21 protein-coding genes and 1 pseudogene are annotated in these 18,618 nt (G+C 64.9%); 12 read left to right on the top strand and 10 right to left on the bottom strand.

Annotated elements, in window-relative coordinates; translation table 11 throughout:
- Positions 1-13: 13 nt before the first annotated feature.
- Positions 14-1,252, top strand: coding sequence for a Fic family protein (locus HWX58_RS15250; protein ID WP_175985442.1), 1,239 nt, complete (start codon positions 14-16; stop codon positions 1,250-1,252).
- 257 nt (positions 1,253-1,509) lie between these two features.
- Here HWX58_RS15250 and HWX58_RS02245 read toward each other — a convergent pair whose 3' ends face one another.
- Positions 1,510-2,484: an IS481 family transposase gene (locus tag HWX58_RS02245; protein ID WP_175985441.1), complete on the bottom strand. Its 975-nt coding sequence runs from the start codon at positions 2,482-2,484 to the stop codon at positions 1,510-1,512.
- A gap of 256 nt (positions 2,485-2,740) precedes the next feature.
- On the opposite strand from HWX58_RS02245, the gene HWX58_RS02240 reads away from it, so the two are divergent.
- Both HWX58_RS02240 and HWX58_RS02235 read left to right on the top strand, forming a co-directional pair.
- Positions 2,741-3,244, top strand: coding sequence for a hypothetical protein (locus HWX58_RS02240; protein ID WP_175985440.1), 504 nt, complete (start codon positions 2,741-2,743; stop codon positions 3,242-3,244).
- Positions 3,245-3,567: 323 nt separating this feature from the next.
- On the top strand, positions 3,568-7,305 hold the full coding sequence (locus HWX58_RS02235; protein WP_175985439.1) for a YobI family P-loop NTPase: 3,738 nt from the start codon (positions 3,568-3,570) through the stop codon (positions 7,303-7,305).
- A gap of 230 nt (positions 7,306-7,535) precedes the next feature.
- Here the strand turns inward: HWX58_RS02235 and HWX58_RS02230 are convergent, their stop codons facing one another.
- Entirely contained in the window at positions 7,536-8,072 is a 537-nt protein-coding gene (locus tag HWX58_RS02230) for a hypothetical protein (RefSeq protein WP_175985438.1), read from the bottom strand.
- Positions 8,073-8,409: 337 nt separating this feature from the next.
- Between HWX58_RS02230 and HWX58_RS02225 the strand changes: the two genes are divergently transcribed.
- The 3 genes from HWX58_RS02225 (at position 8,410) to HWX58_RS02215 (ending at position 9,774) form a co-directional block, all read left to right on the top strand.
- On the top strand, positions 8,410-8,880 hold the full coding sequence (locus HWX58_RS02225; RefSeq protein ID WP_175985437.1) for a hypothetical protein: 471 nt from the start codon (positions 8,410-8,412) through the stop codon (positions 8,878-8,880).
- An 11-nt stretch (positions 8,881-8,891) separates the two neighbouring features.
- Positions 8,892-9,047 (top strand): hypothetical protein, encoded by a 156-nt coding sequence (locus HWX58_RS02220; protein WP_175985436.1) that lies wholly within the window; start codon positions 8,892-8,894, stop codon positions 9,045-9,047.
- Between the two features lie 373 nt (positions 9,048-9,420).
- Positions 9,421-9,774, top strand: coding sequence for a hypothetical protein (locus HWX58_RS02215; RefSeq protein ID WP_175985435.1), 354 nt, complete (start codon positions 9,421-9,423; stop codon positions 9,772-9,774).
- A gap of 109 nt (positions 9,775-9,883) precedes the next feature.
- Here the strand turns inward: HWX58_RS02215 and HWX58_RS02210 are convergent, their stop codons facing one another.
- Positions 9,884-10,066, bottom strand: a complete 183-nt coding sequence (locus HWX58_RS02210) for a MerR family transcriptional regulator (protein ID WP_250646043.1) — start codon at positions 10,064-10,066, stop codon at positions 9,884-9,886.
- A gap of 114 nt (positions 10,067-10,180) precedes the next feature.
- Between HWX58_RS02210 and HWX58_RS02205 the strand changes: the two genes are divergently transcribed.
- The 3 genes from HWX58_RS02205 (at position 10,181) to HWX58_RS02195 (ending at position 11,966) form a co-directional block, all read left to right on the top strand.
- Positions 10,181-10,792, top strand: coding sequence for a hypothetical protein (locus tag HWX58_RS02205; RefSeq protein ID WP_175985434.1), 612 nt, complete (start codon positions 10,181-10,183; stop codon positions 10,790-10,792).
- 462 nt (positions 10,793-11,254) lie between these two features.
- Entirely contained in the window at positions 11,255-11,476 is a 222-nt protein-coding gene (locus HWX58_RS02200) for a hypothetical protein (protein ID WP_175985433.1), read from the top strand.
- A 145-nt stretch (positions 11,477-11,621) separates the two neighbouring features.
- On the top strand, positions 11,622-11,966 hold the full coding sequence (locus HWX58_RS02195; RefSeq protein ID WP_175985432.1) for a DUF7882 family protein: 345 nt from the start codon (positions 11,622-11,624) through the stop codon (positions 11,964-11,966).
- A 192-nt stretch (positions 11,967-12,158) separates the two neighbouring features.
- Here the strand turns inward: HWX58_RS02195 and HWX58_RS02190 are convergent, their stop codons facing one another.
- Together HWX58_RS02190 and HWX58_RS02185 are read right to left on the bottom strand one after the other, a co-directional pair.
- Positions 12,159-12,431, bottom strand: coding sequence for a DUF7218 family protein (locus tag HWX58_RS02190; protein WP_175985431.1), 273 nt, complete (start codon positions 12,429-12,431; stop codon positions 12,159-12,161).
- A 12-nt stretch (positions 12,432-12,443) separates the two neighbouring features.
- Positions 12,444-12,965 carry an FHA domain-containing protein gene (locus tag HWX58_RS02185; RefSeq protein WP_175985430.1) on the bottom strand — a complete coding sequence of 174 codons (522 nt, stop codon included), beginning with the start codon at positions 12,963-12,965 and terminating at the stop codon, positions 12,444-12,446.
- Positions 12,966-13,148: 183 nt separating this feature from the next.
- On the opposite strand from HWX58_RS02185, the gene HWX58_RS02180 reads away from it, so the two are divergent.
- Entirely contained in the window at positions 13,149-13,451 is a 303-nt protein-coding gene (locus HWX58_RS02180) for a hypothetical protein (protein WP_175985429.1), read from the top strand.
- Between the two features lie 11 nt (positions 13,452-13,462).
- Here the strand turns inward: HWX58_RS02180 and HWX58_RS02175 are convergent, their stop codons facing one another.
- The 3 genes from HWX58_RS02175 to HWX58_RS02165 form a co-directional block, all read right to left on the bottom strand.
- Positions 13,463-13,960: an HNH endonuclease gene (locus HWX58_RS02175; protein WP_175985634.1), complete on the bottom strand. Its 498-nt coding sequence runs from the start codon at positions 13,958-13,960 to the stop codon at positions 13,463-13,465.
- A 327-nt stretch (positions 13,961-14,287) separates the two neighbouring features.
- Complete coding sequence (locus tag HWX58_RS15245) at positions 14,288-15,130, bottom strand: M23 family metallopeptidase (protein WP_284690593.1); 843 nt, start codon at positions 15,128-15,130, stop codon at positions 14,288-14,290.
- A gap of 227 nt (positions 15,131-15,357) precedes the next feature.
- Entirely contained in the window at positions 15,358-16,059 is a 702-nt protein-coding gene (locus HWX58_RS02165) for an iron-dependent transcriptional repressor DtxR (protein ID WP_175985428.1), read from the bottom strand.
- 101 nt (positions 16,060-16,160) lie between these two features.
- Here HWX58_RS02165 and serC point away from each other — a divergent pair.
- A pseudogene (serC, locus tag HWX58_RS02160) lies at positions 16,161-17,271 on the top strand (phosphoserine transaminase).
- Positions 17,272-17,279: 8 nt separating this feature from the next.
- Here serC and HWX58_RS02155 read toward each other — a convergent pair.
- Positions 17,280-17,837: a DUF3027 domain-containing protein gene (locus tag HWX58_RS02155; protein WP_368356402.1), complete on the bottom strand. Its 558-nt coding sequence runs from the start codon at positions 17,835-17,837 to the stop codon at positions 17,280-17,282.
- Between the two features lie 28 nt (positions 17,838-17,865).
- Positions 17,866-18,246 (bottom strand): cold-shock protein, encoded by a 381-nt coding sequence (locus HWX58_RS02150; RefSeq protein ID WP_175985426.1) that lies wholly within the window; start codon positions 18,244-18,246, stop codon positions 17,866-17,868.
- A 96-nt stretch (positions 18,247-18,342) separates the two neighbouring features.
- Here HWX58_RS02150 and HWX58_RS02145 point away from each other — a divergent pair, with 96 nt between their 5' ends.
- Positions 18,343-18,618 carry a multidrug ABC transporter ATPase gene (locus tag HWX58_RS02145; protein ID WP_175985425.1) on the top strand — a complete coding sequence of 92 codons (276 nt, stop codon included), beginning with the start codon at positions 18,343-18,345 and terminating at the stop codon, positions 18,616-18,618.

The raw sequence follows: 18,618 nt of genomic DNA, 5'->3' as shown, positions 1-18,618 counted from the left end.
GTAAACTACGGGGATGGTCACACCTACGGGCGATCTCGTCCCCATCGATGCGGTGACCCACGAGACCTACGATTGGGTGCCGCGCGCGCCCGAGATTCACTCACGCGCCGAGGTGGAGCGACAGACCGGACCATACGACGCTGCGGTCACTCCAGCCATAGCGGCGTGGTCGACTGTCCTCTCGAGCGAGGATTCGGCGGATGTCGAGGACGCGACTCGCCAGTTGGTGGAATTCGACCATCACGCGCAGCGGAAGCTCGGCACCGGTAACCCCGCGTTGGGGCCGATGACGGCGATCCTGCTGCGCACCGAGTCAGCCTCGAGTTCCCAGATCGAGCAGCTGACGACGTCGGCCAAGCAGCTCGCTCTCGCGGAGATCGACGAGGGCGACAAGACGAACGCGCTCACTGTCGTGGGCAACGTCCGCGCGATGGAGGCCGCTCTGCAGCTGGCCGATGACATCAGCGAGGACTCCATTCTGGCGATGCACAAGGCGCTCATGCTCCACCACTCGGGCTTCCCTCCCGAGGACGCGGGCCGATTCCGTGCCGAGCAGGTCTGGATCGGACGGGGCGAAGCCGGCCCTCGCCTCGCCGACTTCGTTCCGCCACATCACGACCGCGTTCCCGGATCGATCGGGGATCTCGTCAGCTTCGCGAAGCGCCAGGACATGCCGGTTCTCGTACAGGTCGCTGTCGCGCACGCACAGTTCGAGACGATCCACCCGTTCCCAGATGGCAACGGCCGCACGGGCCGCGCGCTCGCGCAGTCGATCCTGCGGAACAAGGGACTCGTCGGATCGACCGCTGTGCCGATATCGGCCGGCCTCCTCGTTGACGTCCAGCGCTACTTCGATGCACTCAGCTCGTTCCGCGGCGGCGACGCCGGTCCGATCATTCGCGGGTTCGCGGGGGCGAGCAGGATCGCGGCAACGACGGGCACGCAGCTCGTCGACGCTCTCGTCGAGCAGCTCGAGGAGTCGCGGGAGAAGATGGCGGGCATTCGGGCGGATGCCGCGGCGTGGAAGATCCTCCCTCGCCTGATGGGTCAGCCGGCGGTGAACGTCAAGTACCTCAAGAACACGCTCGGTCTCGGCGAGATGACCGCGCTTCGCGCGCTCGATTCACTCACCGAACGCGAGGTTCTCACCGAGACCACGGGGAGGAGCCGCGGTCGGGTTTGGCAGCATCGCGGCATCTTCGATGCGCTGGATGCGTATGCGTCGGTGATTCGGCGGATGTCCGGGCGCTGATGCGTAGCCGTTGGTGTTCCCTCATCCTCATCGCACCCGGCGCCGTGGTCGCTGAGCGGGTGTCGCCGTGGCTTTCGTGGGCGACACCCACCTACTCGTGACGTGATGGCTCCGCGAAAGGCATTCGAACACTGCGATGAGGTTCGACATGGTGCACCTGGGGTCCACGGTCCCGACTACGCGGCACCCACGTTGCGGCGTCTGGGTGAGGGTGCCGGGTGCGGGCAGGGATGCAGAGGCGACCGATTGGCGGGCGCCTAGCTGTACTGACCTCGACCGTTGTTGATTCGGTCGATGGGGGTGCGGCCTCCGATGCCGAGGTGGTGCCTGTCTAGGTTGTAGTAGTCGAGCCAGGTCGTCAACCCTGCTTTTCGGTCGTCGTTCGAGCTCCAGGGGCGGGCGTAGGCCCACTCGGTGGCGAGGGTGCGGTTGAGGCGTTCGACTTTCCCGTTGGTCCAGGGGCAGTGCGGTTTGATGAACCGCTGTCGGATGCCGTGCGCGTCGACCACGGCCTTGAACGCGGCCGAGTGGCGGTAAGCGAACGCGTTGTCGCTGATGACGCGTTCGACTGTGACGCCGAGGCGCGCGTAGAACGCGATCGCGCGGTCGAGGACGCCCGCCGCGGTGGTGCCTTTCTCGTCGTCGTGGATCTCCGCGTAAGCAACTCGGGAATGGTCGTCGATGACGGTGTGCACGTAGTCGTAACCCAGGCCCCGCTTGCGCGCAGGACGTTGCCCGCGGCCATGCAGACGCCATCCGCCGCCGTCGGGGATACGGCCGAGTTTCTTCACATCGACGTGGATCAGGGACCCGGGATGATCATGCTCGTAACGCTGCGCGGATCGGCGGGTCGCGCGGATCACGGACCCCGTGACCGGGTCCAGCTCCCGCAGCAACGGCACGTGGTGGCGGCGCAACACCCTACCGACCGTTGAGGCCTGCAAGCCGAGCTTGTCAGCGATGAACACCGGCCCACGCCGAGTGAGGTGCCGCATGATCCGCACCCTCGCCTCCACGCACGCTTTGGTCTGGCGAGGGTGGGAGCGGGCGACGCTGGAACGATCGATCAGGCCCGCCGGGCCGCACTCCCGGAACCTGCGCCACCACCGCCACGCAGTCGTGCGGGAGATCCCCATTTCCGCGGCAACATGCGCGACCGCACGCCCCGACTCGATGCGCTGGACCATGATCAACCTGCCGGCCGGAGTCAGCCGGGCATTAGCGTGGGACACGAGAGACCTCCGTGGACTCGAGGGAACCTAGACAGCTCCAACTCGACTACGGAGGTCTCTCCTACGTCAACAACGATCCGGGTCAGTACACCTAGCGAGAGAGCGCTCGGGCGGGCCATACGTGCGATGTAAGCGGTGCCTCAGCATCGCTACCGGAACATCGTCGCCGATTTGCTTGAAGGACCGCTTTGTCATGTGCTCGATTGTCGTGTCCTGAGGAACCGAGATGGTCGCATCGGCCGCCATAATCAGGGGTATGGACTGGATGGTGATTGGCACGGTGCTCGCCGGGTCCGCTGCCCTCGCGACGGTAGCCATCACGATCACCAATCAAGTCAGCGCATCAGTTCGCTACGACCTCTGGGTGAAGGTGCTGAACAATGCGCGGAATGAGCATCAGGCGAAGATTGCGGCCGACCGGGTGGACTACTACTTCGTCGAGCTGGCCGTTGCGGAGCTCACGCGAAAGCAGCGCGCCCGGCTCACCGTCGCCGGCTTCGGTATCGTCGCGATCGGATGCCTGGCCTTCGTGATCGGTAGCGTGGTCGCGCAGATCGCCGATGGCGTGGCGCTCTGGATTGGCTGGACAACCGTCGGTATCGGCGTCGTGTCGTACGTGGTTGGCCTCGCCATCGCGACGATTGGACCCGATCGCGTTCGCGACGCACAGCGGATCAAAACGACTGAAGCTTCCGAGGCTGCTGTGCTGAGGGAAATCCGAACATCTCCATGGTGGCAGCGTCGCCGGAAGACCACTTGATCGCGCTAATGCCTCGAGTCGACGAGCTCTCGGTTTCCCCTGGTCGACCGGCATCCGCACGCTGGGAGACCGATGTACGAGCAACTGCCAAAGCGTCGAGAAAGGCCAGCAGGAACCCGACTAGGATGGCGAAAGCGTCAGGTGTCTTCCCCGCCAGCACCCCTCAGCCGTGATGCGCTCAGGCTCAGGTTCGCCATCACTCGACTCTTAGGGAGGGCTGGTCCAGTCGGTAGTCCTTTCTACGCGTGTGCTCGCGCTCGCGTCGGTGATGATCTTGCACATGCTTTGACCTATGCGGGGTCACTGTCATAATCAGGCGCAGTATGGAGACACAACAGAACAAGCTGCAACGGCGCATCGCTGATCTGCTTGAGAGCGCCGCGAAGGCCGCGAGGAAGTGGGGAAAGTCGACCGCCGAGAACTCGCCGATAGCGCTCGTACCGCTCACCCCTCGCTACGACGGGGACAGTCACGAGGTCTACGTCGATGCCATCGAGGCTGGTCTGAAGCTCACCGACCGCGAGACGGGCGTGCGCAACATCGCGCTAACAGGGAGCTATGGCGTTGGTAAGAGCAGCATCCTGGCCGAGCTGCGCCGACGCCACCGACGTCGTGCGATCGCCATCTCGCTTTCATCTCTCGGACACGAGAATGACGATGCGGAGGGATCGCACAGCAGGGTTGAGTCCAAGACGAATCGCATCCAGAAGGAAATCGTCAAGCAACTCCTCTACAGCCAGGATCCATCGAAGCTTCCGGGGTCGAAGTATCACCGTGTCTCCAAGTTCAAGTTCTGGCGAGAGCTGGCGCTTGCCGCACTGATCGCGGTGCCCGTCACCGTCGCCTTCTTCCTGCTCGGATGGACCGCGAGGCTATCAGCGCTCGTACAGTTGCCCGAGGAGTTGTCGCTTCTCCCGCATGCGGTCGTCTTTCTGGCGCTTCTACTCCTGCTGTTCGGCCTGCGGTACTTCACCTACAACCGTCTCCACATCAGCCAGCTGACTGCCGGTGACGCAGGGATCGCACTCTCGCCCGAGTCGGCGACGTACTTCGACGAGTATCTCGACGAGATCGTGTACTACTTCGAGAACATCAAGCGGAACATCGTTATCTTCGAGGACATCGATAGGTTCGACGACGCGGGCATCTTCGAAACACTCCGCTCGCTCAACGCGATTCTGAACAGCGCACGACAGCTTAACGGGCGCAACGTGCGCTTCATTTACGCGATCAAGGACAGCGTCTTCGACGAGCTCGGTGCGCGCGCCGCGGATGAAGAGGCCGCGACTGACGATGTCGGGGACGCGGATGCGGGGCGAGACGATGCGGCGGAAGTGCAGGTGGCTCGCGCGAACAGAACCAAGTTCTTCGATCTCGTCATCCCCGTTGTGCCCTTCATCACCCACCGCAGCGCGCGCGATCTGCTTGCCGATGTCCTGGAGGATGTCCATCACTCCGTGTCGCCTGAGCTCATCGACCTAACGGCCCGACACGTGGCGGATATGCGTCTCATCAAGAACATCCGCAACGAGTTCCTCATCTTCAAGCGCCAAGTCATCGAAAAAGGTTCGCTCGATCTGAGCGAAAACGGCGTGTTCGCGATGATGCTCTACAAGAGCACTCACCTGGCGGACTTTGAAGCAATCCGATACGGGCGCAGCGATCTGGACACCGTCTACGCGTACTACCGTGACCTCGTCAACGACAACGTGAAGGAACTCGATACTCGGATTGGCCAGAATCGAAGGGCGCTCAGAGCGCTCCGGCCACCCGGTGGGCGCGGTGCACGGCTCGGAGTTGCATTCACCGAGTACATCGATCAGATGATGCGTCTCCAGGGTGGAAGTCGACTCCAGTACTCGTACCAGGGCGCTGTCGTCAGTAGCGACGATCTCTCCACCGATTCTCTCTGGGAGAGAATCGCCGATGCCGAGGACGCGATCACTGTGACGTACCGCAGCCAGTACAACCACCATTCGATGCAGGTGCCGCACGCCGATCTCGAGTCAATCGTCGGCGAGGCGCTCCGCACGAGCGAATGGACTGAGGCGGAACGCACCCGCGCGACCGACGCGATCGCGGCAGACACCAATCAGCGCGACTGGCTTATCGGCGCTGAGATGTCAGGCCTCATGGCGGCGCACAACTACAAGGTCACCATCGGAAAGAAGGCGATAAGCTTCGAGCAAGCGGTGACGGACACGCTCAAATCCGAGCTCGCCGTCGAGCTGGTGCGCACGGGCCATATCGACGAGGACTTCACGCTCTACACTTCGACGTTCCACGCGTCGCGGGTCAGTGCCAACGCAACGAACTTCCTCATGAAGCGAGTGAACCGCCACCGCAGCGATCCAACATTCGCACTGACTGCGCAGGACGCCGAGGCGGTACTTCGAGAACGGCCCGAAGTTCTCGCGCAGCGGGCGGCACACAACATCGCGCTCCTTGACTACATCATTGGTAGCGACCACGAAGGTCTGGACGAGTTCGTTTCGCGCCTCACGCAATCCGACGCAGAGCAGCGAGCGTTCCTGCACCTCTATCTTCAGCGCGGTGTTTTCCATGCGAAACTCGTGTCGCTCCTAGCGGAGCGATGGATCGACACACTAGTTCTCATCGTCGAGGACGAGATCATCGACGATGAACGTCGCATGAGCCTCGTGAACGTGGCACTGGATTCGCTGCCGCCCGACCTTGAATTCACGCTCAACGCTGACGTGAGCGCCATCCTGAACGACGCCTACGCGTCGCTCGACACCTTTTCCTCCGACTCCACAAGCCCGGCACGCGCGTCGTCCCTTGCGGACCTGGTCGCACGCGCTGAGCTGCAGCTCAAGGATCTCGCGCCGCTCGGGGCGAGCGTGCGGACTGAGATTGTTTCGAGAGGCACCTACACGGTCACGCGCCAGAACCTCTTGCTCGCCCTTGGGGACCCTGACCTCGGCCTCGACCTCGATACTGTGTGGGCGACGAATGAAAAGGTGTACCGCAGCGCAATTCAAGACATTCACGCCTACCTAGATGCGCTCGCTTCAGATGAGGTCACAGCGACTGATTCGGATCATTTCGCAGCGCGAGTCGGTGATGTGCACGCGTCTGCGCCCGATCAGGTCAACGAGTTCGTCCGGCGGGCTTCGGACGTCTGCGTTGTGGCCGAGCTGCCTCTTGTTCCAAGTGCGACGTGGCCGAGCCTCGCCGAGCATGGCGGTCGGTTCCCGCTGACCGTCCCCAACGTCGCTGCCTACGTCGACCAATACGACATCGACGAGCACCTCGGTGCCCTATTGTCGGCAGCGGCGGGAATCGAAACTACGGCGCAGGATGAGGGGGACGCGAAGGCCACGCTCTCGCTGGAGATATTGAAGGCACGCAACTTTATACCGAGCGCGGCGCTTCGCGCCGCGCTCGTGAAGAGTCTGGAGTTGGAGTCCTACATCGAGCCGGACGAAGTACCCCGCGAGATCGGTGAGCTTGTCGGCCACCTTATTGCGGGTAACGACCTCGAAGACGCCGCCTCTGCGTTCGCAGCGCTGGTGCCGGGGGATGTTGGCGGACTCGTCTTTGCCCTCTCAAAGTCGAAACAGGCACTCGGTTTTGTCTCGCCCACCGAGATTCCGCCGACGGTCCTCGTATCAGTGCTCGAGCACAACGATGTGACCCCTGTCATGAAGGACGCAATCATCGAGCGATTCGCCGAGTTCACCGACGGCGCTTCGACAAGCGTGCTGTCTGGTGCCGGGCGGTTTGCGGTCCGGACGGGGCGCGCGATCACCATCGACCAGATACTCAGGCTCGCTCAAAACCGTGTCGCCAGCGCGACAGTTGTCGGTCTTCTCGAGTTGCACCGTGCCGAGCTAACGTGGGCGGAAATTCGACCAGTCTTGCAGGCACTTGGCGGCAAGTATGCGGAGCTGACAGAGCACAACGGCAAGCGTCCATCCTTTGACGCGGATGCTGCACACCTTGCGCTGGCGGAGCGCCTGAGGAGCCTGGGCGCAATCAGCACGACGAGCGAGCGTGGTGGGCGGCTGGTCATAAACATGCCGCGGCTTGCTCGGTAGACACCGGCAAGCGTTCGAAGGCAACAGGATCGCCTAGGTCCCGAAAAATAGTGGGTACGATGTCACCGTGGAGGACTCGCGCCCAAAATCTGGGGTGTCCTACCGAGCGTACTGCCTAGCTCTGCTGCGCCCGGCAAAAAGCAGCATCGATGCGCAAGCTGTACGGACTAAGCGTGGGCGCATGAGGATCCGTCGTGGGCGATTCCCAGCCGAATATCTCATACCAGACGTCAGGACGTTCCGAACGTCACCTTGTTTGTCGATCCCTTGGGACCGATTCGCATATAAGCCTCCTCGAGTGTTTTCTTGAAGCGTGGGCGAACAAGCAGATTCACCTGCGAAACATCCGTCATGCTCGCGGGATCCTGGCCTTGCTTGACCCATCTCGTCGCAATCTCTCCAGGCGCGAGACTGAACGGGCCGTGCCGCCCTTCGCCACTGACCCGCCAGACATTCTCCCCGTCGAATGAGGTTCCGCCGTCAGCAGTACGAATGCCGCCGTGCTGCAAGACTAGAAACTCGGCACCGATATTCGTTAACTCGATGTAGGCCGACCAGTCACACCTGCCCGGTGCTGCAAGGCTTGTGCTGCAAGCTTCCGCCGGCCCATCTCCCACGTGTCGGTGACTGACACCACCGCGAAGTTGCGGGATGCCGCGCTTCGAGGTTGTGAAGAGGAGCGTGCTAAGGGCAAGCAGAAACAGCCCGAGTCCGCCGAGTACGTAGTACGAGACCTCGAGCCAGTAGTGGACGATTTCCAAGAGCATCCCCCAAATCTTTCGCACGACGCCCCGTTGTCAGCGGCGACACTCTGCTTAACCCTCTTTGCTCCCGTGGTTCACCCTCGAGCATCGTCGACACAGCATGGCACCCTGCGCTTCGTCACTTCGTCGATTCAGGCATCGCACTCGCGTCCTGCGGGTCGAGCGCATGGCGGAACCTCATCATCGCGCGACGCCCGATTGGGGATTGGGATGTTCGAAGTTCGTCCACCCGTAAAGGGTGCGCCTGCCCGACATGCGCAGTTCCAACGCGTTCTGGGATGCTGTAAGGATGACTCTGTGGTCCCGCTTGCGCAGGAGTAGTGGTCAAGCCGCTCCAGAGGTGGGTCAGTTCTCGGCGTCCGAGCCGATGGTTGACCACGCTGCACAGTTCGCGTTGTTGCTCGGCGAGCTCGAGCGGCGTCTCGCGAGCCAGGACCGAAGGATGGCGAACGCGGAATCTCGCTCCGGCGTGCTCATCGCCTCGTCAGCGGTCTTCGCCGGGCTCCTGGTGGCAACGCCGATGTCGTACGGCGTGCTCTTGGCGCTTGTGGTGAACATCGCGGCGGCGGGATTCGGTATCGCCACAATCTTCCCGAAGTCGATCGAGGAGCTGAAACCAGCGAGAGTTCGGCAGCGGCTGCTCGAGACGGACGTCGACTCGGCCAACCTCTACCTTGTTGACCAGTACCTGGCACTAATCGAACGGCGAGAAGCGTGGATCTCACTGCGCATGCGGCTGGTCAAGGCGGGCCTTGGCCTGCTGGGTGTCAGCCTCATCCTTGCGGCCGTCGCTATCTCACGTGGGCTGTGAGAGGAGGTGACATGGCGAACAACAACGATGGCTCCTGGCCGCCCAAGCCGGAAACGGACGATGCGGCATTCGAGCGCGTGACGGAAGGGCAAGAAACGATTCTCGGTACCGGCGGTCAACCACCGCGCGAGCGCTTCATCGAGACCGCACGTCCGCACGACGAGTGACCTCCCGGAAGGGTCCCGGCCGAACGTCGGGGCTCTTCCGGCTGATTCGGCGAGGCCGATGTCGCGCGGCTGCGAATAGTGCACGTGAAGGTGACTATCAACCTGTTGCCCACACGTGCAACAACCCTGCGATCAACCGCAACGCGGCGTCTCTCGCCCGAACCCCAACCGCGATGGCTGAGTCGACCGCGGGCGCTCAGCGCGCCGCAGACCAGGAGTCCGTTAGCCTCCACGAGGTGATCGGTGACTCAACCGGCTTGCCCTCGCCGTTGATGGCTCCCTCGGCCCGGGCAAGCTCGGCTAGACGCGCCCTGAGAGGCCCCGACGACACACGGATGCCCGTCTCGGGATCGAATCGTCGATAGGATGACGTGTGCCCAACCCCACCGCCCCGGCAAACGAAGTCGACCCCGAGCTTGCGATCGGCAAGATTGGCCGTGCTATTCGCGTCGCCCTGTACGTCGCATTCCTCTCGGGCGCCCTGGTATTCATCTGCCTCAATCTCACGGACATGGACCCGGCGCCACTGAATCTCGTTGCAGTGGTGGTCGGAGCGCTCGGCACGATCCTTGTGATGGTCGCCGATGTAACCGCGGGACTCAATCTGTATTCAGGCAAGGCCCCGAAGGTCTATCCGCGGGTCTCAGGCTGGACTCGAGTGATCGGCACGGCTGCTCTACTGGCTGCAGCCGTCTATGCCATATTTGCGGCGATAAACGCGCTCTGACTTGTAGGGGTTCCGACGCACAAGCGGGACCCACTTCCGGGCGTTGCCCGTTCGGGGATCGCGCTGTACCGCTGGCTACCGGGCGGCAGGCAGCACTGTTGTCGCGCGACTACCTGACGTCGACGCCAAACGCGCGCAGCAGCGGGACACGCGGGATCATCCGGCGGGGCCCGAGCTGGACCGTGGGGATGGTGCCGTTCTCGATGCCGAGCTTGATGGTGCGGTAGTCGACGCCGACGAGCTTGGCAGCATCCTTCATCGTCAGGGCGAGTGAAGTGTCTGTCTTGTTCATGTCCTTCTCCTATCGTGAGCAATGCATGTCAGCACTTGCCCACACCGTACTCCTGTCGTGAGCAATCCGCGACATGTATTGCTCATCCGGCCTTATTCGTGAAAGGCTCACGGCATGAGTGACGTGGCAGTCGAGGTGACCGACAACGAGCGAATCGATGTCAGCGACGGCGTGAGCATCCCGAAAGCATGGGATGTCGTCGCCACCGGCGAGCCGAACGTCGCTGGAGCCATCCATCTCCGCGTGGTGTTCGACGAGCAGCTGCGCCGCACCGTCGCGTCATCGGTCCGCCTCGATCGCGCGGAGGAGGGCGCGGAGGTGACAGCGGCCGCCCTCCGTGACGTACGGGTGCAGTACCTCGTCGCGGTCTCATCGATGCGCGTGGTCGAAGTGACCCGAGCGCAGAGCAAGAGCGAACCTCTCCGCGAGTACCTGGCAGAGGTGAAGTCACGCACCGATCGCACCTACGAGGAGACGGTGCGCGACGCGGTGACGCTGTACCGGATCGCGGCGACGGTGAACCTGGCGCCCCTCAAGCTCGTCTCGGAGCAGCTCGGCGTAAGCGTCAGCACCGCCACGCGCATGATGGCCCGGGCGCGCGAAGCCGGCCTCGCCGTCGACCTGATCACCCGCGAGACACACAACAGGATGCGCGCCGACAACGACGAACAGATGCGGCCCCACCAGCCTCCAGGATCACCTTCCGGCCCATCGATCGACCGGTAACAGCAACGCGCCGCGCGAAACGTCAAATGTGCGAGTTGCTCACCCATGGCAAGCAATCAGCGACAAACTGCTCAAAAAATGGCCTTCGACAATTCGGCCATCTCGCGTCTGAACGCATCCCATTTCGGCATACATCTGAGCGCCCCTTCAGGACAGGTCTTCAGAGCCGCGGCGTGGCCGCCTTTTGGCCGCATCCTGTTTCCAACTAGCGGTTTTCGGACGTAGTTTGATGTCGTCGCGACTTCCAAAATCCGCGTAATTACGCGGAGTCTGTCGGTCTATGCCGGGATGCGAATTGCTCGATTCGCATTCGAGTCCCTCCAGGGGCACTCTCCGCTTCGGCACCGCGAGCGTGATGCTCGCCGCTACCCCGCTCCTGGCGTCGCTGTCAACGGGGGTACCCCTTTGCGCGCCAGCGCGGGACGATGGCCTCACCAGGACAACGCGATCAAGGAGGAGCTGATGACTGACCAGCGCGCAGACAGCGAGGGCGCCGGGAGCGATGGCGAGAAGCCGGTGACCGAGCCCACCACGGATAAGATGCAGGAGCCGAGCACGGAGAAGGAGCCGGGCGACGAACCCCGCCAGCCCGTGGATGACGACGCGGAGCCGAGCCATGAAGCCGTGGGGATCGGCGTCATCGGGCGACCCCTGACCGAGCCTGATGCGGCGACGGACTCCTGAGCCTCCGATCGGCTCGTGGCCGGACGATCCGAACGAGCCGATGCTCGGCGAAACGCACCTATGCTGTCGAGGAGGCACAAGTCCGTCTGAGCGCGAAGCGCCAGCGGTGCACGACGAATCGTGCGCAACCAGGGAGCGCGTTCGCATGGGTCAGTTCATCTACGAGGGCAACGTCAAGCACGAGTTGGAAGATAGGGCACTCGCGCACGTGCAGCTCGTGATCAGCGCGAAGTTGCGTCGTGGCGAGCCTTTCCCGTTCAGTTGGCGCGAAGACGTGAGCATCGGCGGCGGTCGAACCACGGTCTGGCTGCACGCGGGCAGCGCCCTGGTCTTCAAGTACTACGGCAGCCGGCGACCAGCCATCAACCGTGCATGGGTCGACGCGCTGGCCTTCACGGCCAACTCCCCCACTGGACTGCACGTCGTGCCGGAACCCGCGGATTCCGGCGCTCCACGGACACCCGCTGCCGATTCGTTAGCCACCCGCTGACGCGACTCATCCCCACCCCGTAGGCGGGAGTCCCGAGATCACCAGCGCCGAGATCGCGATCATACGTCTGCTCGGCGGCGCCTCGGCCCCGGCGGCGGGCAACGGCAACTGACGTCCGTCCCGGGCAGTCTGCATCCTCGTCGATGGATCACGCTGTCCGCGCCACCGTATGGATCGTTCCTGTGCTGGGTGTCAGTGATTGCGCAGGGCGCTGATCAGCTCAGCCTTGCGCTTGCCGGAGTAACCGGTCAGCCCAAGCTCTTTCGCCCGTTTGCGCAACTCGTCGACGGTCCAGTCCTCGTAGTCGCCGGCCTTGCCCCCGCGCCGTCCGACCTCCGAGCGTCCCTTCTTGGTGCCGCCCGTCGCATTCGAGATCCGGGCAGCCTTCTCCTTCGATGCGCCGTCGTCTCGAAGCTCCTCATAGAGCTCGGGATCCTTCAATCGTGAGTTCGCTCCGCGTGGCATCCGCTTCTCCTCTCATCCGTCCTTGACTTCGTCGGCGCCGCCCTGCGGGGGACGGTCGTCGTCCGACGCTTGATGAGCGCCCTGCGCGTAGTCCGGGCGCGAGGGCTGTTCGCGCTGGTCGGAGAACTCCCCGCCGACGCGTCCACCGTAGGGTCGTCCGTGATCGGAGGACTCCGCTCGACCGAAGACCAGAGTCCACGGCCCCGCCGTGAATCTCGCTCCGGTCCGGAGGATCATCGAATCGTCGTCTGTGCCGGTGGCCGCGACGTCCGTGCGTGCACTCGTCTCTCCTTCGCCGCGCATCGTGAGCACGTACTCGTCCCGATCGTCGTGCGCGATCTCGGCGTGCACGGGATCCGTCTCATCGAGACGGAGCTCGTTGTCAGCCGCCGATCCGATCCGTACGAGGTCGGCCGTCAGCGCGAAGACGAAGCGATCATCCTCTCGAGTCACGGTCAGATGGGGGTCGCCTTCGCCCCACCCGGCGTGCGTCGTCGTGGGCTGATAGGGCTGGCGCTCGTTGCGAGAGTTCATGTGCGGTCCTCCTCGTTCGGAATGCCCACGTTTCCACAGTCGATGCACCTCCGCGAGGGGTTGACGCCGACGACGAGTTGTGCGCCCCGGACGGTCCCTGCGCTGTCAACCCCCTTGGCCGACGTACCGCCTGAAGCAAGAATCATGAGGAACGACCGAGCCGCCCGAGGAGATCCTGTGACGATGACCACCGATGATCTCCCCCACCGCGGCGCCGAGTGGGAGGTGATCGCGATCAGCCGCAAGTCCTGGCGCATCTGCGATCCCGCGCGGAGTGTGTCAGATGCCTCGCGGCTGATCGCCTACGTCGACCGCACGGATATCGGCACCTACGACGTGCTGTGGCTCCGCAGCCCGTGCCCGTCGCGGTCGCGCTACCGCACGCTGAACGAACTCCTCGCCGAGCTCGACGAGGCGGTCTCGGGCGGCAGCGCTTCACGAGCCGACCGCCCGACACGGATCGCTCACCATCCGCCTCGATACTGACGCGCGTGGCGTCACGCGGCGAGCGCGAGGTACGGCTCCCAGCACGGGTCGCTGCGCTCGGTTCCGCGGACGGTCCAGCTGTTGCCGTTCGGCTGGCGAGGCGTGAATCGCAGTTCCCAGTGCATCTCCTGGGGCGTGCGATCGCTCTTGACGTTGTTGCAGCGCAGGCAGCAGGCGACGAGGTTCTCCCACGAGTCCGCTCCCCCGCGCGAGCGCGGCAGGACATGATCGATCGTGGATGCCGCCTTGCCGCAGTATCCGCACCGGTGATTGTCACGGCGGAGCACTCCCCGCCGCGTGACCGGCACGCGCCGGCTCATCGGAACGCGGACGTATCGGGACAGGATGATGACGGCTGGTCTGTCGTATGGCCCGCCCGACGCCCGGACGGGATCGTCCTCCACCCGCTCGATCACGGTCGCCTTGTGATTCATCACGAGCACGAGTGCTCGCTTGAACGAGACCACAGCCAGCGGCTCGTAGCCCGCGTTCAGAACTAGTGTGCGCATCGTCATCCTCTCGATCCGCCGGGACGGCTTCCCGGCACTCTCGAACCAATGACGCCGCGAGGGCGACAGACGACACGCAGAGACGAAAAAAGGCGCCGTCCTATGGACGACGCCTCGCGCACACGACAAGCTCGGTGCATCCCTGCGGGCAATGCCGAAGGACGTGACGACCGAGTGCATCCATGGTGCGGATGCCCGGAGTTCCTTCCATCAGCTTCTCCCGTCCGTGCGACGACGGGAACAGGCTAGCCCATCAGGCCGCGAGATGACGAAACGGTCGGTGAACACTCGGGCGCGTGTCGCCCAGGCGGAAAGCGAGCCGGAGACTCAGCCGGCGTTGGCGGCGAGCCAGGCGTACGGCTCGTACAGGCTGCCGTTGACCCACACCTCGAAGTGCAGGGGGGTCGCCGTCGAACGACCAGTGCTGCCGACGAAGCCGATGAGCTGCCCGGCCACGACCGTCTGGCCTGCCTGCACCTGACGGGACCCGTAGGTCATGTGACCGTAGGTGGTCGCGAGGCTCTGCCCGCCGACGACCGAGTCGATCATCACGGCGACGCCGTAGCCGCCGATGCTCTCGGCCGAGGCGCGGACGACGCCCGCCGCTGCGGCGTAGATGGGCGTGCCCTGAGGCGCGAGCATGTCGACGCCGTTGTGCCCGCCGCCGATCGTGCGACCCTCGGTGTACGAACCGCGAGGGAGCGGGTAGCGCACTTCACCGGATCCCGGGGAGACGAGCGCATAGTTGCCGACGTCGAACGTCCGCGCCCCGGCGGATGCGGACGCGGACGCGGACGCCGCTGCCGCGGCGGCTGCCGCGCGGGCCTTCGCAGCCTCTTCGGCCTTCTTCTCGGCGATCTCCTCGGGGGTGGTCGCGGAGTAGGTCGAGCGGTCAAGCGGCGATGCCGTCGCCTGGGATGCCACGACGAGCGACTGCGCGTCGCCGACCGCGACCTGCTGCAGCGTGGCTGTGGCGTCAGCGGATCCAGACCCGGACGACGCGGCGTAGGCGGGGAGCGCGCCGGCGGCGACCAGCGCACCGACGGCGCCGAAGATCGCGATCGAACGCATCGGGGCGACCATCTTGCGGGCGGCCTCGCGCGGCGCGACGGTGCGCCGGCGCTTCAGGCTCTGTTCAGATGTCGTGATCGGTTCGATGACTTCGGCCAAAGGTGTCCTCCTGCGCCTCAGCGCTCGGGTGCGCTGGCTCGTCAGCACTCTGCTCTCGTGGCACTAGCTCGGGTACTTCGTGCGATGTGACCGCGAGGACGACGAGCCGGGAAGGCGATCCTCGCGGGGGCTGTCATCGGCGGGCTTCTCCGCCGACGACCTGTCCGAGGTTACCGGAAGATAACGATCGTGTCACCCCTGCAGGGCTGGCAATCTTCCGAGAGCGGTCAGGCGGGTTCACCCACGAGGAAGATGTGCGAGGCCAGCTCGACGGGAAGTTCGAGGCCCTCTTCGGCCCCCTCCATCTCGATGAGCACGTAGCCCTCGCTGTAGCGGTAGTTGCCGCGAGCACCGGGGACGACGCCCGCGTCGCGCAACTGCTGCAGCAGTTCAGGGTCGACCTGGGCGGGCTCCGCAAGCCGGCGGACGGTGCCCTCGACGGGCTCTCCGGCGGCGTTGAGCTTCTGCACGAGCCCGATGACGCCCTCTTCGAACTGACGCGCCGGCGCATCGCCGAGCTGGTCGAGGCCGGGGATCGGATTGCCGTACGGCGACTCGGTGGGGTGGCCGAGCAGCTCGACGAGGCGGCGCTCGACCTGCTCGCTCATGACGTGCTCCCAGCGGCAGGCCTCATCGTGGACGAACGCCCAGTCCAGACCGATGACGTCGGAGAGGAGGCGCTCGGCCAGGCGGTGCTTGCGCATGACATCGACGGCCTTGCGGCGCCCGGCATCCGTCAACTCGAGCGTGCGGTCCTCCGAGACGACGACGAGGCCGTCGCGCTCCATGCGGCCGACCGTCTGCGAGACGGTGGGCCCGGAGTGCCCGAGGCGCTCGGAGATGCGAGCGCGCAGCGGAACGATGTTCTCCTCCTCGAGCTCGAGGATGGTGCGGAGATACATCTCCGTGGTGTCGATCAAGTCCGTCATCTGGCCCTCCGGGTCTTCTTAGGCAAGCCTACATTCCTCGCGCGAGGTCGGACGAGGTCACACGGCGATCGGCACTCCGCACGCGCACCTAGAATCGACCCATGGCGATCGAGATTCCGCGTGACCTCCTGCCCGTCGACGGCCGATTCGGCTGCGGTCCTTCGAAGGTGCGCCCGGCGCAGCTCGAGGCGCTCGTCACCGCTGGGGCGAGCATCCTCGGCACCTCGCACCGCCAGGCGCCCGTGAAGAACCTCGTCGGCAGCGTCCGCGAGCAGCTGGGAACCCTGTTCCGTCTTCCGGACGGGTACGAAATCGTGACCGGCAACGGCGGCTCGACCGCGTTCTGGGATGCCGCCGCCTTCGGCCTCATCGAGCGACGCACCAGAACCTGACCTTCGGAGAGTTCGGCGGGAAGTTCGCCAAGGCCGCGCGGCCCCGTGGCTCGAAGCGCCCGACGTCCGCGCCGCCGAGCCCGGTTCACGCGCGCAGGCCGAGATCATCGAGGGCATCGACGTCTACGCCTGGCCCCACAACGAGACCTCGACCGGTGTCGCAGCCACGATCGAGCGCGTCGCAGCCGACGGGGCGCTGACGGTGATCGACGCGACCAGCGCCGCCGGCGGCATCGACTTCGACGTCACGCAGACGGATGTCTACTACTTCGCCCCGCAGAAGAACCTCGGCTCCGACGGCGGACTCTGGTTCGCGGCGATGTCCCCGGCCGCGATCGAGCGGATCGAGCGGATCGCGGCGTCCAACCGCTACATCCCCGAATTCCTCAGCCTCAAGAACGCTGTCGACAACTCCCGTCTGAACCAGACGCTGAACACCCCCGCACTGACCACCCTGCACCTGCTGGACTCGCAGTTGCAGTGGATCAACGACAACGGCGGGCTCGCCTGGGCGGGCGGTCGCACGGCGGAGTCATCGCAAGCACTGTACGACTGGGCTGAGGCATCCGAGGTCGCGACGCCGTTCGTCACCGACCCCGCGCACCGCTCCCCCGTCGTCGTCACGATCGACTTCGACGACAGCATCGACGCCGCAGGCATCGCGAAGACGCTGCGCGCAAACGGGATCGTCGACACCGAGCCGTATCGCAAGCTCGGTCGCAATCAACTGCGCATCGCGACGTTCGTCTCGATCGAGCCGGACGATGTGCGTCAGCTCATCCGCTCGATCGACTACGTGCTGGAGAACAGCGGCGCCTGATCCGGCGCTCACTCCTCTTCGTCGGAGTCGGCGTCGTCCACGTCATCGGCGTCGTCGACTTCGTCGGAGTCGGCGTCGTCCGCGCCGGACTCGTCCAGTTCGTCGATGTCGACGCCGTCGAGGTCGCCCGCATGCAGGATGTCGGGCTCGTCCGCGTCGTCGTCCTCATCGAGCTCGTCGAGGTCGTCGTCCGCGGCGGCGTCGTCATCCGAGGCATCCGCGTCTCCGCCCTCGGCTGCCGCCGCTGCCTGCTCGGCGAGCTCGGCCTGGTGCGCTCGGTACTCCGCGAGACGCTCCGCCCACGGCACCCACTCCGGTGCGAGCAGCGCACCCTCGTTCGGGAGCAGCTCGACCTCGAGCACGGTGGGCTCGGCGTCGTCGACACGGGCGACCGTGACCGTCCAGTACCAGCCCGGGTAGCCCGGCAGGCGGTTCTCGAACCGCAGCGAGACCGAGCCGTCCTCCTCGGCGACGTATCCGGCGGCCGGACCGATCGTCGAGGCGGGCGTGATCTCCTGCAGAGCCGCGAGGGCGAGGGCGTGCGCGCCGATCAGGCGGTCATCCACCTCGGCAGAGGACTCTTCGGCAGGGGGTTCAGGCGTCGAGGTCATCGGCCACCTTGCGCAGAACCGCCGCGATCTTCCGACCGTGACTGCTGGAAGGGTAGCGGCCGCGCCGCAGGTCGCCGCCGATGCCGTCGAGGAGCTTCACGAGGTCCTCGACGATGATGGCCATGTCGTCGGCGGGCTTGCGCTTGGCCTTCGACAGACTCACCGGAGCCTCGAGCACGCGCACCGAGAGCGCCTGCAGGCCGCGCTTGCCGTCGGCGACGCCGAACTCCACGCGGGCGCCCGACTTGACGGTGGCGCCGGCGGGCAGGGCTGAGGCGTGGAGGAAGACGTCCTGGCCGTCATCTGTGGCGATGAAGCCGAAACCCTTCTCGTCGTCGTAGAACCTGACCTTGCCGGTGGGCATAGGAGAACCTCGCTGGGTGATGGTGCCGATATAAAGGCCCGCTCATGCGCGGCCACACCCCAGCCTACCGGTGTTCCAGGGGCTAGGCTGAGACGGATGAGCACGCAGAAATCCGGGCCGGAGGCTCCCGTCGGTCGAATCGATCGCATCCTGGCGTTCACGGCGCTGACGCTGGCCGCGCTCTCGGTGATCTGCTTCTTCGCCATCATCATCGGCAGCGCCACCGGAATGGACCAGGCCTCGTTCAGCGAGGGCGTCTGGCCGGTCGTCGCGGCGATCCCGCTCTGGGGTCTCCCGCTCGCGTTCGTGATGATCATCGCACTGCTCGTGATGAGCTTCGTGCGGAAGGGACGGGCCGCGAGGCGCTCGTGA

Origin of the sequence: Microbacterium tenebrionis (genome assembly GCF_903645325.1) — a bacterium.
GTDB lineage: Bacteria > Actinomycetota > Actinomycetes > Actinomycetales > Microbacteriaceae > Microbacterium > Microbacterium tenebrionis.
This window is presented reverse-complemented; position numbering and strand designations above follow the sequence as displayed.